The organism is Vibrio sp. V01_P9A10T6 (genome assembly GCF_963877065.1).
In the GTDB taxonomy this organism is placed as follows: domain Bacteria; phylum Pseudomonadota; class Gammaproteobacteria; order Enterobacterales; family Vibrionaceae; genus Vibrio; species Vibrio anguillarum.
The window spans coordinates 16,728-33,352 of record NZ_CAWNTB010000142.1 but is presented as its reverse complement, the minus strand read 5'-3'; the positions used below and the strand labels follow the sequence as shown (position 1 = coordinate 33,352).

General features: G+C 45.5%; 11 protein-coding genes. 9 read left to right on the top strand and 2 right to left on the bottom strand.

Going from position 1 to position 16,625, the window contains the following annotated elements; all coding sequences use genetic code 11:
• From AACQ21_RS07945 to cdd, 8 genes are all read left to right on the top strand, one after another.
• Positions 1–1,846 (top strand): peptidase domain-containing ABC transporter (locus AACQ21_RS07945; protein ID WP_105976636.1); only part of this gene is annotated, 1,846 nt, incomplete at its 5' end.
• Positions 1,843–3,195, top strand: a complete 1,353-nt coding sequence (locus AACQ21_RS07940; RefSeq protein WP_105976635.1) for an HlyD family type I secretion periplasmic adaptor subunit — start codon at positions 1,843–1,845, stop codon at positions 3,193–3,195. The genes AACQ21_RS07945 and AACQ21_RS07940, both read left to right, overlap by 4 nt.
• Position 3,196: 1 nt before the next feature.
• Positions 3,197–5,332 (top strand): type I secretion system permease/ATPase, encoded by a 2,136-nt coding sequence (locus AACQ21_RS07935; RefSeq protein WP_094150528.1) that lies wholly within the window; start codon positions 3,197–3,199, stop codon positions 5,330–5,332.
• 421 nt (positions 5,333–5,753) lie between these two features.
• Positions 5,754–7,121 (top strand): L-cystine transporter, encoded by a 1,368-nt coding sequence (locus tag AACQ21_RS07930; protein ID WP_105976634.1) that lies wholly within the window; start codon positions 5,754–5,756, stop codon positions 7,119–7,121.
• A 151-nt stretch (positions 7,122–7,272) separates the two neighbouring features.
• Positions 7,273–8,697 (top strand): exodeoxyribonuclease I, encoded by a 1,425-nt coding sequence (gene sbcB, locus AACQ21_RS07925; RefSeq protein ID WP_017047014.1) that lies wholly within the window; start codon positions 7,273–7,275, stop codon positions 8,695–8,697.
• A gap of 124 nt (positions 8,698–8,821) precedes the next feature.
• Complete coding sequence (locus tag AACQ21_RS07920; protein ID WP_033197434.1) at positions 8,822–9,154, top strand: CidA/LrgA family protein; 333 nt, start codon at positions 8,822–8,824, stop codon at positions 9,152–9,154.
• Positions 9,154–9,834, top strand: coding sequence for a CidB/LrgB family autolysis modulator (locus AACQ21_RS07915; RefSeq protein ID WP_105976633.1), 681 nt, complete (start codon positions 9,154–9,156; stop codon positions 9,832–9,834). Before AACQ21_RS07920 ends, AACQ21_RS07915 begins: the two co-directional genes overlap by 1 nt.
• 208 nt (positions 9,835–10,042) lie before the next feature.
• Positions 10,043–10,930, top strand: coding sequence for a cytidine deaminase (gene cdd, locus AACQ21_RS07910; RefSeq protein ID WP_105976632.1), 888 nt, complete (start codon positions 10,043–10,045; stop codon positions 10,928–10,930).
• A gap of 58 nt (positions 10,931–10,988) precedes the next feature.
• Here the strand turns inward: cdd and AACQ21_RS07905 are convergent, their stop codons facing one another.
• Positions 10,989–13,736: a bifunctional diguanylate cyclase/phosphodiesterase gene (locus AACQ21_RS07905; protein ID WP_258174180.1), complete on the bottom strand. Its 2,748-nt coding sequence runs from the start codon at positions 13,734–13,736 to the stop codon at positions 10,989–10,991.
• 288 nt (positions 13,737–14,024) lie between these two features.
• Here AACQ21_RS07905 and purT point away from each other — a divergent pair, with 288 nt between their 5' ends.
• Entirely contained in the window at positions 14,025–15,200 is a 1,176-nt protein-coding gene (purT, locus tag AACQ21_RS07900; protein ID WP_105976630.1) for a formate-dependent phosphoribosylglycinamide formyltransferase, read from the top strand.
• A gap of 62 nt (positions 15,201–15,262) precedes the next feature.
• Here the strand turns inward: purT and AACQ21_RS07895 are convergent, their stop codons facing one another.
• Positions 15,263–16,561 (bottom strand): methyl-accepting chemotaxis protein, encoded by a 1,299-nt coding sequence (locus tag AACQ21_RS07895; RefSeq protein WP_094166424.1) that lies wholly within the window; start codon positions 16,559–16,561, stop codon positions 15,263–15,265.
• Positions 16,562–16,625: the final 64 nt, after the last annotated feature.

The following is a 16,625-nucleotide window of genomic DNA, read 5'->3' as shown; positions in this document are numbered from 1 at the left end:
GGATAAATGTTTAATTCATCCATGTAATTCAGATACCCCAAAAGTAGTAGACACAAGCTATTTAAAACAGAATTGGAATGGAAAAACGCTAGATATCAAAAAAAAGCAATCCTCTTTTGATATTCGTTGGTTCTTACCTGAATTATCGCAACATAAACATTTAATCGCTGAGATTGTTTTATTCTCTTTCGTACTGCAAGTTATTGCACTTATTACACCGCTATTTTTCCAAGTCGTGATGGACAAAGTATTAGTGCATCAAGCCCACTCGACACTCGATGTTTTAGTGTTCGTCTTAGTTATTTCTGGAATAGCTGAGGTATTGCTGCGCGGTTTGCGCGAATATCAATATGCTCATACCGCTAACCGCATTGATATTAAGCTTGGCATTAAATTGGTTCACCATCTGTTTGGTTTGCCGCTGCTGTTTTTCAAATCAAGGCAAGTTGGGGCGATTGTGACTCGAGTAAGAGAGCTCGATACCATACGCGAGTTCATCACAGGTTCAATGTTTACCCTCACGATTGATCTCGTTTTTCTCGTGATCTTTTTCTATGTGATGAGCTTACTTTCTGGCGGGCTAACCTTATTGGTATTGGCCACACTGCCGTGTTATCTCTTTTTGGCTTGGTGGCTAACCCCAAGGCTGCAACAAGCGATTGAACAACAATTTACCCATATGGCGCACAACACTTCGTTTCTAACTGAAACCGTCGCGGGGAGTGATACCATTAAAAGCTTAGCGACTGAACCTCGCTTTATTCGACGTTGGGATACTCAAACCGAACAGATGATATCGAGCAACTATGTGGTTCAGCAGTGGAATAACCGCTCTAGCCACGCAGTGCAGTTCATCCAAAAAATAGCGAGCGTCTTTCTACTATGGATTGGCGCATCAGAAGTGCTCGCGTTACAAATGACCATAGGTCAACTGATCGCTTTTAACATGCTCGCCAGTCATGTTGCACAAACTCTTGCCCGGCTCGTCGAGCTGTGGGGACAATTTATACAAGCGCAAATTGCAGTCGATAAACTTTCCGACCTACTCAATTTGCCCACCGAGCAGCAGCAAGCCAGCCATTCCCTACAACTGCAAGGTGCGATCACTCTCAGTAAAGTGAGTTTCCGTTATCAACCCGATTTGCCGCTGACCATCAATCAGCTTTCACTCAATATCCAAGCGGGTGAGAAAATTGGTGTAGTCGGTGGCTCGGGGTCGGGAAAAAGCACCTTGGCTCGGCTTTTACTCAAGCTGTACAGCCCTGAATCAGGCCAAATCATGTTCGATAACACCTCACTCAAACAGATCGGTGTTCATGAATTGCGTCGCCAGTTGGGGGTGGTATCACAAGAGAACTTTCTCTTTAGTAAAAGTGTTAGTGACAACATTGCCCATTCAAAGCCACAAGCCAACTTGGATGAGATTGTGCAAGCGGCAAAATTAGCGGGCGCTCATGAGTTCATTTTAAAGCTGCCACTGGGTTACGACACGATTTTAGCTGAAGGGGGGCAGTCACTTTCAGGCGGACAACGACAACGTTTAGCCATTGCCCGCACACTGCTTGCAGACCCTAAGATTTTGATTCTTGATGAAGCCACCAGCGCTTTAGATGATGAATCACAAGCCATCATTCAAACCAATATGGAGCAAATTGCCGCCGGGCGCACCGTTATTACCATCGCACACCGCCTCTCTACGGTAAGAGAGTGTGACCGGATTATCGTACTGGAAAAAGGTGAGATTGCAGAGCAAGGCACGCATCTACAACTTCTCGCAGAGCAAGGCAAATATTTCCAGCTGTGGCAACTGCAACGAGCATTAAAACAAGAGGATGAGCGAGTATGATCTCTCAGTTAAAGAAGCTTCGCTCTAAGCGCCCGAAAACGAACGGCTACTTTGAGTTTTTACCCGGCCATCTTGCTCTACAGCAGAGCCCACCCTCTCCGTTTGCTCGCATCACCGCCATCACGCTAAGTGTAGGGTTACTGCTCACCTTACTTTGGACCTATTGGGGGAAATTGGATATCCAAGCGACCGCAAACGGGCGGCTGTTAGTCCCTGGGCGCTCGCAAGTGATTCAGTCTTACGAACAAAGCCGAGTAGCACAAATCCATATAGCAGACGGCGAACGTGTCGAAAAAGGGATGCCCTTACTGACTCTGGACACGTTAGGCGTTAGCCAAGATATTGAACGTTTGCGTCATCAAATACGCTATCAAACCCATGAATTTCTCAAGTATCAAGCTTTGCGTGGTAAGGCTGATCTAGCTCAACATCCCCTGTATTTGGCATTGGCACCTTCGGCACAGCAAGAGGTCATCGACAGCTTTGATACTGAAAAGAACGAATTCACATCGGTGTTGGAAAACTTGCGTGCTGAAATGCAGGTCAATCTTGCTTCCCAGTCCTCACTTGAAGTCGACATCAGAGGCTTAAAACAGTTAGTGAGTAATATTACTCAGCGCCTTGATGCTCAAAAAAAGCTCAAGCAACAGCGTTTGATCGGTCAAGTGCAGTATCTGGAGCAGGAAAAAGAGTTATTAGAATCCGAACGAGCGTTAGCCCAGCAAACATCACAACAACATGTGCTGCAAAAGCAATATCTCAACCTAGAAGAGCGTTTAAAAGCGCTGCGTGCGCAAAAAGCCAGAGAGTGGCAAGACAAAAGTCAGCAAGCACACCTACAACTCTCAGCGTTGCAACATGAACTGGACAAAGTACGCGAACATGAAGGATTACAAGTGGTTCGCTCTCCTGTCACTGGCACTGTACAGCAATTGAGTGTTCACACCCTTGGAGCGGTCTTACAACCAGCACAAAATTTGATGATTATTGTGCCTGACGAGTCGGTACAAGTCGCCGAAGTTAAAATTCTCAATAAAGACATTGGCTTTATTTATGCTGGCCAACCCGTGACGTTGAAAATTGATGCCTTTCCCTATACGCGTTACGGCACCTTGTCGGCAACATTGGTCCACGTCTCTAGAGACTCGACAATGGATGAGCAACTTGGGTTGGTTTTTCCCGCTCAAGTGCAATTGTTAAACCACACAATTGAGGTCGATGGTGCCTCTGTTGCCTTATTGCCCGGTATGTCTGTCGTGGCTGAGATTAAAACCGACCAACGTCGGATCATCGATTATCTACTCAGCCCAATCCGAGAATATCAAGCTGAAGCATTGCGAGAAAAATAGAGTGGATACCTTAACCAACACCGTCTCAACGGTTCATGATCAAGAAAGCCATGGCGCATTAGCGGCCCTCTCGTTTGCTAGCCTTTCGTTTGATAAAAAAGTCACGCCATCACAGCTGATTCATACACTAGGCGTTGCCGAAAATGAGCTCAGTGCTCTCGACATTCAGCGAGCCGCTCAATCTATTGGTCTGAAAAGCCGAATGATCACCGTCAGAGGAAGCGAGCCGATCCCGCTACCTGCATTGGTCAAAATCCGTCAGCAATGGCATGTCATTCATGCGCTAAACGAGTATGGTTGGACCTTGTACGATCCCATTAAACAGCGCTATTTCGAGTTTCCGTTGGCGCAAGGATCTTCAAGTTCCTGTTATGAGGTCTTATTACTGATTGAGCAGAGTATAGAGCCAAGCGATGTCGCTTTTGGCCTCCGCTGGTTTATGCCTTCGGTACTTCGTCAGTCAAAACAGCTACGTGATGTGTTTCTGTATTCGATTGTGCTGCAACTGTTTGCCCTGTTTGGTCCCAAACTTTTTGAAACCGTTATTGATAAGGTTCTTGTGGGGCGAAGTTTGTCGAGTTTGCACGTTTTAGCGCTGGCTATGCTTGCACTGGCCATTGCTGAACCTCTTTACAGTTATTTGCGCAATACGGTTTTTGGTCATCTTTCTAGTCAAGTCAATGCAGAGCTATCGGGGCGATTGTATCGGCATTTGATTAATCTTCCATTAAGTTATTTCAAGCAGCGTCAAACGGGGCAAATCATCGCCCGCGTACGGGAAATGGGGCAAATACGTCAGTTTTTGACGGGCTCAACCTTAATGCTGCTCTTGGATCTCATTTTTATCACCCTCTTTATTGGTGTGATGTTTCATTATGCGCCAGCGCTCACCGGGCTGATTATCGGTTCATTAGTGATTTATTTTCTGCTGTGGTTAGGTATTGGACCTTGGGTTCGTCACAAGGTAACGACAGAGTATGACGCAGAAGCAGAGACAACCACCTTCCTGACTGAATCTATAACGGGTATAGAAACAATCAAGACAACCGCAACGGAAGCTCGATTTTTAGAACGGTGGCAGCAAATACTCAGTCGACAAATTGAATGCGCGTTTTCAGCCCAAAAAGCCAGTTTAATTGCTGGGCAATTGATTGCCTTAGTGCAGAAAATAGCCGCTGCCATTTTACTTTGGTGGGGAGTCAACTTAGTGCTCAATGGGCAGCTCACCCCCGGTGAATTGGTTGCCTTCAATATGCTAGCAGGGCATGTTACTCAACCCGTTTTGCGACTTGCGCAAGTGTGGCAAGATTTCCAGCACACCTTAGTAGCCTTGCGTCGCGTTGGCGACATTCTTAACGAACCGGCTGAAAATAGTAAAGATGGCCTTGCTTCCATCCCTTCTGTTCAAGGAGGCATTGAGTTTAAAAATGTTCGCTTCCGTTATCATATCGATGCACCGGAAGTCTTAGCGAATCTCTCGTTGACCATCGCTCCGGGGCAATTTATTGGTATTACCGGGCCTTCCGGATCAGGTAAAAGTACATTAACGAAACTGCTACAGCGTCTTTATGTACCTTTGCATGGGCAAGTCTTGGTCGATGGTATGGATCTCGCCATTGCAGATCCGGTCTCGTTAAGGCGCAGCATGAGTGTGGTGCTGCAAGAAAGCATGCTATTTGCAGGCAGCGTTGCCGACAATATTCGTCTTTGTAAACCCGATGCAAGCGATGCAGAGCTGATAAACGTTGCAAAGCTTGCTGGTGCGTTAAGCTTTATTGAAGCGCTGCCACAAGGGTTTGAACAACAAGTAGGAGAAAGAGGTGCCAACTTATCTGGCGGGCAACGTCAACGCATTGCACTGGCTCGCGCATTGTTAGTTAACCCAAAAATCTTACTGCTTGATGAAGCGACTTCAGCGCTCGATTATCAGTCAGAGGCGGCCATCATGAGCAACATGGAAACCATTTGCCATGATCGAACGGTGATCAGTATTGCACATCGGTTATCGACGATTCGTCATGCCGATAACATTATCGTCATCGAAGATGGGCAAGTGGCCGAGCAAGGTACTCACGAAGCGTTGCTCGCACGCGCAGGACTTTACGCACGTTTATGGGAACAACAAGTCAGTGGTTAACTTTCTCTCCTTCAAATGGGTTAGGTATAAAAAATCTCCCCAGAAATTACTGGGTCTTAAACTTACTCACTAAATTATTCAGATCATCAGCTGAACTCGCGAGATTTTGTGAGTTCAGTAGAGCTCGGCTCGATACAACCACACTCCATAGATATTTTGCACTCTCGCGATATGCTTGCCTTGCTCAAGAAGTATCAATGACTTGCTTAAATAACTCACCGATCGGTTCATTTACCAGCACAATAGAAAGATTGATAACCATTTGTTCTAAATCATGCTGATTTTGTCTTTGGATTAACCTACGTTAAAAGATATGGTTGCGTTTCATCGCTTTTATTCCCCTTTTACCTAGCATTATCGACTACATCGCTCATCGGCGATCAACGTAATCATGGGTACACAACTTTTAAGGTGTCGCATCATGTCAGTTGCAGCCATTGCCGCACTCGCAGTATTTATTGGCATTCTGTTTTTTCTCTTAGGACAGCAGAAAAAGTCTCACACTCTTTCACGCTTAGTGCTACTTGGGTTGATCCTAGGCAGCGCATTTGGCCTTGCTCTACAAGTGGTTCTTGGTGAAGGACATGTGGCCATCAAGGAAACATTAGGCTGGGTCAACGTCGTCGGTAACGGCTATGTTGGTTTGCTAAAAATGGTGATTATGCCTTTGGTGCTGGTGTCGATGATCGCTGCGGTTGTGAAGCTCGATAAAGGTGGCTCGCTGGGTAAAATCTCTGGCCTGACCATTTCTATCTTACTGCTGACGACCGCTGTCTCGGCATTGATCGGTATTTTTGTCACCCAAGCTTTTGGTTTAACAGCAGACGGCCTCGTTGAAGGCAGCCGTGAAACGGCGCGTATTGCTGTACTAGAAAGCCGCGCCGCTACTGTGAGTGATTTAACTATTCCTCAAATGCTATTAAGCTTTATTCCGACCAATCCTTTTGCCGACTTAACCGGTGCTCGCTCAACCTCGATCATCGCTGTGGTTATTTTTGGCGTACTAACGGGTATTGCGGCGCGTAAAGTAATGTCAGAGAAAGCCGAGCTAGAAACGCCAATCCGCACCTTTGTCGAAGCGATACAGTCGATTGTGATGCGCCTAGTGAAAATGGTGATGGCACTAACCCCTTACGGTATTGCGGCGTTGATGGCGAAAGTTGTCGCTACATCAAGTGCGGGCGATATTCTGAGTTTGCTCGGTTTTATTGTCGCCTCTTATGTCGCCATTGCATTGATGTTTGTGGTGCACGGTATATTGGTTTCTTTTGTAGGCGTTAGCCCTAAAGAGTATTTTCAAAAAATTTGGCCAGTGTTGACCTTCGCGTTCACCTCACGTAGCTCAGCGGCAACCATTCCTCTGAATGTAGAAGCGCAAATCACTAAGCTGAACGTACCACCAGCAATTGCCAACCTATCGGCTTCATTCGGTGCCACTATTGGTCAAAACGGCTGCGCTGGTATTTACCCAGCCATGCTCGCTGTGATGGTTGCTCCTACCGTCGGTATTAATCCAATGGACGTGCACTTTATTTTGTCGCTAGTGGCTATTATCGCAATCAGCTCATTTGGTATTGCCGGCGTCGGTGGCGGTGCCACTTTTGCAGCCTTAATCGTGCTACCAGCGATGGGCCTACCAGTGACGATTGCAGCACTGCTTATCTCCATTGAACCGTTGATTGATATGGCCCGCACCGCGTTGAACGTTTCAGGCTCAATGACGGCAGGTACCATTACCAGCCGCTTACTGAACGGTAAACAGGTACAAGTTCAAGAACAGCAAGCCTAGAAAGTATCGAACGTTCTCGTTTTTCTCCAAGCCGGTGCCAATGCGCCGGCTTTTTCATTTCAAATCCTCATCAGAGCATGCTTCGCACATTGCTATGTCACACAGGCAATGGTCTAATAAACCTTAAATTTCAGCGACTGGATACTATCGAATGCGACAAGAGCACCCGCCTACTTTCTTTTTCCTCGACTATGAGACGTGGGGAGTCAACCCTGCGAAAGATCGTCCGAGCCAATTTGCGGGCGTTCGCACCGATATGGATTTTAATATTATTGGCGAACCACTGGTCATCTATTGCCAACCACCAGCGGACTATCTGCCTTCTCCAGAAGCGGCGCTTATTACGGGTATCACTCCACAAAAAGCGGTGGCCCAAGGCTTACCAGAGCCTGAATTTATCGCCAAAATTCATCAACAACTCGCCACACCCAACACCACCAGTCTTGGTTACAACAGTATTCGTTTTGATGATGAAGTAACGCGTTACACTTGCTATCGTAATTTCATTGATCCGTATGCTTGGAGCTGGCAAAACGGCAATTCACGCTGGGATTTACTTGATGTGATGCGCGCCTGCCATGCGCTACGCCCAGAAGGCATCAACTGGCCCGAAAATGACGAAGGCTTTACCAGTTTTAAGCTGGAGCATCTCTCAGTTGCCAATGGCATCGAACATGCGAATGCCCACGATGCTATGGCTGATGTTATCGCCACCATTGAGCTGGCCAAAAAAGTAAAAGCCGCCCAACCCAAGTTGTTTGATTACTTTTTTAACATGCGCCATAAACGCAAACTCAATGATCTGATTGATATCGTCAACATGACACCTTTAATGCACGTATCGGGTATGTTAGGCCGAGAATGCCAATACACCAGTTGGATCGTGCCGATTGCTTGGCATCCCACCAATCAAAATGCGGTTATTGTGGTGGACCTTGCCAAAAACCCTCAACCCCTGATCGATTTAAGCAGCGAAGAACTGCATCAACGTCTATATACCAAACGCGAAGAGTTGGCAGAAGATGAATTGCCAGTGCCCATCAAATTAGTGCATCTCAATAAATGCCCTATCCTTGCGCCGGCCAAAACATTAACGGCCGAAAATGCAGACCATATCGGGGTCGATAGAAACCTGTGCCTTGAACACTTAGCGCTCATCAAGCAGTACCCTGAGATCAGAGAAAAGCTGATTGGCCTCTACACAATTGAGCGCGAATATAAGCACAGTGACGATGTCGATACTCAACTCTACGACGGTTTCTTCTCTCCAGCCGACAAAGCGGCGATGGAGATCATTCGCCAAGCTGACCCTGTCAACCTCGCCGCATTAGACATTAGTTTTAGCGATAAGCGCATCGAACCCTTGCTGTTTCGCTACCGCGCTCGCCATTACCCATTGACATTAAGTGACGAAGAGCAAAGACGTTGGGCAACTCACTGTCGTGATTATTTCGAAAGCCACCTTGAAGAGTACATGCTCAATTTAGAGAACTTAGTTCACACCCACAGCAGTGACGAAAAGAAAATGGCTATTTTAAAATCCGTTTACCGTTATGTCGAAGACATCGCGAGTTAATGTACGAGGTTTTCGCGCTGTCAGGTTTCAAACCAACACGCTGCGATTCCATTTCCGAAAATAGTTTAGGCACAACAAGGCACCGACTTTTATTGTGAATACCATTGCAAAATATTTGGTCTCTATGGGGCTGATTTTCCTTTGCCTGATGGCAGGCATCAATCTTCAACATTGGCTTGGCATCACCATTCCGGGCAGTATTATCGGAATGCTAATTCTGTTTAGTTTATTGGCAAGTGGGCTCGTGCCTGTCGAATGGGTAAAACCCAGTGCCAGTCTTTTTATCCGTTATATGGTCATTTTATTTGTCCCTATCAGTGTCGGATTAATCGAGCATTTTGATTTATTGATGAGTAACGCCATCCCGATTCTTGCCAGCGCGGTGGGCGGTACGCTGATCGTATTAGTTTGTCTGGGTTTAGGGTTGGATCGTTTTTTGAAAAAGGGGAATAAGTGATGTGGTTATTGCTCACGATTGCGGTCTTTTTCCTGACACGTTGGATCAGTAAAAAATGCAAAACGGCCATAATGAATCCGTTACTGCTCAGCCTTGCGATCATCATTCCTATCTTGCTATTTTTTAACATCCCTTATGCCAGCTACTATGCTGATAACCAGTGGCTGAGCTTTCTGTTGCAACCGGCCGTGGTGGCGCTGGCTTATCCTCTCTATGAACAACTGCCTCAGATCCGCTCAAATTGGCGCATCATTGCCCTCGCCTGCGGGGTGGGCAGTGCTATGTCAATGCTCACAGCCAGCTTAATTGCTGTTTATCTTCAAACGGATATACATTTAATCGCCAGCCTACTGGGTAAATCAGTCACCACACCAATTGCGATGGAAGTTTCCAGTAACCTCGGTGGGGAGCCAGCCATTGCCGCCGTTTTAGTGGTCATTGTAGGGCTGTTTGGCGCGATTCTCGCCTACCCTATCTACAACCTTCTCAACATTACACATCCAATTGCTAAAGGCTTAACCATGGGCACCGTATCTCATGCGCTGGGCACAGCAACCTGCGCTGAAAAAGATCCACGTGACGCAGCATTTAGTTCACTTGCATTAGTCGTGTGCGGCGTAATCACATCGATACTTGCTCCAAGTTTTTTTGCTTTTTCAATGTGGTTGTCCACGCTATAGAGTGCCAACAGAAATCAAAGATACGTCTACTCATGGATTTTGATTGTAGACGTGTCTCACTCTAAGGCTGACTGTAATCGATTTCATGTGTGACCTCACTCTAAATGTGAAAACCAAAATTACGTTACATTGCATTACGTGATTTAAATCTCAGTAAAATTTCATTCTTCGCCTAGAATATTCGTCAATACATAGATAAGGACTCATTATGAAAAGCCGTATTGAACAGGCGCTAGCTGATACGCCAAAACCCGTTGCAGAATTTTTGTCGCCCATTCTGCTGTGCGATGATTTTGACGCAACCCTATCACCAGAACAGTTCAACCAACTGCTTTCTCTTTCTGGCTTAGACGATGCGGAATTGCGCGTTGCACTGCTGCCTTTTGCGGCCGCCTACGCTTATGTACCACTTTCAAACTTTTACGTGGGAGCCATCGTCAGAGGTTTATCGGGCCGTTTGTACTTTGGCGCGAATATGGAGTTTTCCGGTGCGCAATTGGGCCAAACCGTACACGCCGAGCAATGTGCCATCAGCCATGCGTGGATGAAAGGTGAACAAGGCGTTGCTGACATTACCATCAACTTCAGCCCTTGTGGGCACTGCCGTCAGTTTATGAATGAGCTTACGACCGCAGACTCGCTTGCCATTCAGCTACCACAGCGTGATGAGAAGTCACTGCAAGAGTACCTGCCTGAATCATTTGGTCCTGCCGATTTAGGTGTTGATTCTGGTCTAATGGCAGACGCTAACCACGGCAAAACAACTAGCGAAGATGATCCACTCATTGGCTTAGCTCTTAATGGCCTAAACCGCAGTTACGCACCCTATACCAACAATCTCAGTGGTGTTGCCCTGCAAATTGAGAATGGTAAAACCTACGTCGGTGCGTATGCTGAAAATGCCGCATTCAACCCAAGCTTACCACCATTGCAAGTTGCTCTTGTTCAGTTAATGATGGATGGCCAACGCTTTGATAATATTGTCGCAGCCGCATTAGTTGAGATGTCTGATGGCAGTATTAGCCATTTAGCCGATACTCAAGCCACCTTGGAAGTAATTAACCCAGACATTCCTCTTTCCTATCTTGTGGTTTAGGCGCTCTAGTGAAAAATCCCCAGCGCATGGGGATTTTTGCCTTTTGATGGTGCAGGTTTTACCGCATATCCTTTCCGCCCAACAAATTATCGAACACCTCTTGTTTACTCATCGGCTTGTAAAAATAGAAGCCTTGGATCTCATCAATATTCCAGACTTTGAGTTTGCGCAGTTGCGAAGCAGTTTCAACCCCTTCAGCCACGGTAGTTAAGCCTAGCTCTTGCGACATATTGATAATACTGCGCACCAAAGTTTTGGCTTTGTCATTGGATTCCAATGTGGAAATATAAGACTGGTCTAACTTCACTATATCTAATGGAAAATCACACAATGTACTAAACGAGGAATACCCCGTACCAAAATCATCAAGCGCCAACTGTATACCGAGTTTTTTTATCGCATCCATGCGTTTGATCGTCTCTTCTTCAGCCCCCAACAACATACTTTCCGTCAATTCAAGCACTAATTGTCCCGGTTCAATTTGATATTTTTCAATCAATACTGATAAGTACCCGACCAATTTTTTACTGTAGAAATGCGGGCTAGAAAGATTGACGTGAATACTTAGCCGTTTACCCAACGAAAATTGCGACCGCGTTTGCAGTTCGTTAATAAATTGGCAGGCTTGGCCTAGTATCTGCTCTCCCAATTCAATGATCACTTTACGTTGCTCAGCCAAAGGGATAAATACGGCTGGCGAAACCATACCAAGTTGAGGGTGCTTCCAGCGAGCCAGAGCTTCAAAGCCAATGATTTCGGCACTGTCTGCACGAACAATCGGCTGATAGTAAGCAATAATATGACCATCTTTCACAGCTGAGATAAGATCTCGATTGATCGCTAACGACTTCTGGGCATGAACAAACAATTCTTGTGTCACTGAAACAACCAGGCTGGCTCCAGCTTTCTCTGTTTGTTGAATGGCATAAAAACCACTTTGAACCAAAGTTTCAAAAGAATCGATAGCCAATTGTGAATCAATCACAGCGCCTTCCACACTCAAATCGAGTTCCAAGCCGCCAATGTCAGTCTTCCTCTTGTAACTATCGATAAGCTTAGTGCCTCTGTGAATCAAAAAAGAGGTTGCCCCGTTACCCAACTCACACACCATAAATTCATATTCACTAATTCGTCCCATTATGGACGTGTTGAAACGGTTTCTAAGCGTAGCCGAAAAATGTTTAACGGCCATATCATAAGCGCTGTGTCCGTACACTTCTGAAATTTCTTTTAGTCTTTTAACCCGTAGATAGAGCACGGAAAACCCACCACATTCGGTCGGATTGTCAATCAAAGGTTGGACTTGGCTCATCATCGTTGGACGATTAAGTAAACCTGACACTGGGTCACAATGGGTAAGGTCATAAATAAGCTGCTCTTGCTGCTTTTGCTCGCTGATATCAGTAATCGATAGCATGATAGAGCGATGCCCACGTTGTTCTATCAATGTAGCTTCGATAATACACTCTAAACGCTGCTGACCCTTTGTAACAACATGTCCCTCAAATTCACGCATCCCTTGTTCTATATTTTGGTAGAGTAATTCACTGCTGCACACCACATCATTTTGTATAATACAAAACTCATCTAAAACCTTTCCAACCAACTCATCTCTAGAATAAGAAAGCATATCCAACAAGGCTTGGTTCACATCGACAATGAAGCGGTCAACCACCAGCAACATTCCGAGATTTTGGCTTTGATAGAGTGCATCAAATTTCTGTAACGTCTCTTTAAGCCTATCTTCCGCCAAGGAGGATGAGGCAGCAAGTGAACGGACAAGTTCGGTAATTCGTTCAAACTCATCTTGTTTATCATTCGATTGTGAAGAGAATGCACTCTCTTCAATCAGCTGATTGATCCCACGCTCAAAATTCTCAAACCGTTTGGCTACCTTGCTGCGAAACAGAGCAAAAGTAGCCACGGCGACAAAGCCGGCCGCAATGATGATCGTCAAAATCAAATAATAAAAAGTTTCGTTTCCTTTTTGATAGTAAAGCCGCTGAGCACAGGTTTTTAGATAGCCAATAGGTTGCCCTGTCATATCACTGAGTAATGTGTAATGCGTGATATTATTTTGATCTCTTTCAATACCTTCTTGATTATGACTAACAGGTAAAATCACAGGAGCATCGGTAACTACAATATCATTTTTAGCGGTTAGTAGGTTCTGATACTGAGAAGGGAAACGGCGGGTTAAGTGCTGTCCCCATAGCATCCACCCCACAACATCAGCCGTACCTTCACTGTTACGCACCGGAGTTAGGCTCACCACCCACACACTATTTTCCACACGGATGAGGCCAGAGCGGCTAGTTTTATCCTCATCAAGTGTGTGATGCATCTGAATTAAATGGTCGCTCACACCTTGTGAGCGTATCAACTGCTCCACTAACGAACAGTTAGTGCCAGGTTCAATATCCCGACATAAATATTCAACCAATTGCGAAGATTCGGTGATGAAAGCCAAAACGTCTAGACCTAAAGTATCGAGGGAATCAGGATACAAGTTGCGCTCAGCAAATTGAGTGTCACCATTCAACAGCAACTGATAAGTTTCATCCCAATAAGCCCAATCATAAGAACGCTTTTCTTGCTGTACTAAAAGATCTTGAATGACCGACTGAGCTTGATTGCTATCTCGATGAATCTCAATTGATTCAAGCTCATTCAAACTATATAAAAAAAAGTGGCGAGTAATAAATAAGCTGCTAAGAATGATCCCAACCAACCCGACAGAAAACAACAGAGCAGTTTTCGTGTGTAGAGTTATAAAACGCAAACGTAAGAAAGTTTTCATAGCCATAGGTGTCTTTTTCTTAGTCAATCCCACATAAACTTTAGACTGAAATTACTTCATATTCTTAACGCAGTTTCTCGAATGCTGTTTACTGCACATTAATTGCTATTTCAGCCTTAATTTTGTACAGATATGAGTTCGTTTACTGCGTATTACACAAACCACTCTATCGACAGCACGAACAGGAAATCACTCATCTCTCATCACAAAGGCAAACGTTTGCTTTTATTCTTAATTTTAGTATGATTTTGGCTGTTTTCGCTATTACCTATTGCTTGAATGTAAGGATTCACTATGTTTGGTACTGCTACACGTGAAAATGCCACCCGCGTTTTACTGCTTGGTTCCGGAGAATTGGGCAAAGAGGTGGCAATTGAATGCCAACGCCTTGGTTTAGAAGTGATTGCCTGTGATCGCTACGCCAACGCTCCAGCAATGCAGGTGGCGCATCGTAGCCACGTATTGGATATGCTCGATGGCGATGCGCTACAAGCCATTATCGAACTCGAAAAACCAGACTACGTGGTGCCAGAAATTGAAGCAATTGCCACTCACAAGCTGGTTGAACTGGAAGCGCAAGGCTTAAGCGTGGTCCCCACTGCAACGGCCACTCAATTGACGATGAACCGTGAAGGCATTCGCCGTTTAGCCGCAGAAACTCTTGCCTTACCTACCTCTCCTTATCAGTTTGCTGATGACTATAATGATTTTGTACTGGCGATTGAGCATGTCGGTATGCCTTGCGTAGTTAAGCCTGTGATGAGTTCATCAGGTAAAGGCCAAAGTGTGATTAAGACGCAAGAGGATATTAGCCGCGCTTGGGCATACGCTCAAGAAGGTGGCCGCAGTGGAGCTGGGAGAGTGATCGTCGAAGGATTTATCGATTTCGACTACGAAATTACTCTCTTGACGATTCGAGCAGTGGATGGTGTCCATTTCTGCGCTCCCATTGGCCATCGACAAGAGGAAGGGGATTATCGCGAATCATGGCAACCACAAGTGATGTCGGCTAACGCAATTAAAGCCGCTGAATATGTAGCAGAACAAGTGGTTAATGCACTCGGTGGTTACGGCTTATTTGGTGTTGAACTGTTTGTAAAAGGCGATAATGTTATCTTCAATGAAGTGTCCCCTCGCCCACATGATACGGGAATGGTCACCCTCATTTCACAAGATCTGTCTGAATTTGCGTTACACGTGCGCGCGTTCACGGGTATGCCAATCAACAGTATTAACCAATATGGGCCATCGGCATCTGCGGTTATTTTAGGTCAAGGCACCTCCACTAACCTTAAATTTGATGGAATAAATGAAGCACTGTCTATCTCACACACCCAACTTCGTCTGTTTGGTAAACCAGACATTGATGGACGCCGTCGGCTTGGGGTTGCTCTGGCGAAAGATAAAGAACTCAAACAGGCTTTGCACAACGCAATTCAATGTGCCAAAAGCGTGCAAGTGATTCTGTAAAAATGAAAGCGAGCACTAGGCTCGCTTTCATTTTCTTCACCAACAATACTCGCTGCAGAGCCTTACTCTTTAATCAGTTCACTGACCGTGCTAACCACACTGTCCGCGGCTTTTCTCATTTCATCAATCAGCTTTTGCGTCTCTTCCAGTTTGCTGTTACATGCCGTGACTTGGCCTTGAATTGCCCCCATCATCGATGTCGAGCTGTTGGTCAGTTCGCTATTGAGCTTAACAATATTACCAATTTCATCGGTCGCTTTGGTGGTATTGGAGGCTAATGAGCGCACCTCATCAGCAACCACAGCAAAACCCCGGCCATACTCCCCGGCACGCGCAGCCTCGATAGCGGCATTGAGCGCCAGCAAATTAGTCTGTTCTGCTATGCCTGTAATGGTGGTTACAATTTTGGTGATTTGCTGCGACTGGTTGGCCAGTTGCGTCATCGATGTATTCGCCTTAGTGATCGCGTTATCAATCTCTTTAGCAATGGAAGCTGCTTCGGCTAGCGTTCCCGTCCCGAGTTGAGCAATATGTACCGTTTCTTGTGAGGTGTGATGCGCCACTTCTGCTGCATCTTTAATCGCCCGAGCTTGCAGTACTCGTTGCGTGACATCAGTTGCAAACTTAGTCACACCAATCACTTTATGCTTTTCGTTAAAGATGGGGTTATAAGTCGCTTCTAACCAAATTTCATCACCATGTTTTGTAAAACGTTTAAATAATCCCGTTTTAAAATGGCCGCTAGCAAGCGACGCCCAAAAATTCGGGTTCTTTCTATAAAACTCATCGTCACAGAATAGGCGATGTGGTTTACCAACGATTTCTTGTAATTTGTACCCAACACAGGACAGAAAGTTTGGATTCGCCTCCACAACCGTCCCATCGGGAGTGAAAGAAATCACAGCCATTGACTTATCGACAGCTTCAAATACGGCCACTTGTCTATCCAATTTCTCTTTTGCAGCAGTGACATCACTGGCAATCTTCACCACCTTAACCACTTTTCCTTGCTCATCTTTTACTGGGATGTACGTAGCTTCAATCCAGACTTTATTATGGCTTTTAGTTAAACGGCAAAACGTACCCGCATGAGGTTTACCTTGCGCTAAATTTTGCCAAAGTTGACTATATTGAGGCGCATTAACAAATTCACTTTCACAGAACATTCGATGATGCTGGCCCACCACTTCCGATAATGAATAACCCAACACTTGTAAGAATGAGGAGCTGGCAGTCAGAATATGTCCTTGTGGATCAAACTCAATATAAGCCATCGTGCGTTTTATTGAATCAACCACCAGTTCATCACTGCTCTTTTTAGACTGTTGATTGCTGTTTGGCTTCCGACTAAACAAACCCATAGTTTTTCCTTAGTATTAGAGCGGCTGATATAGACGTAATGGCTTGCTCTCATCAAACGCCTAA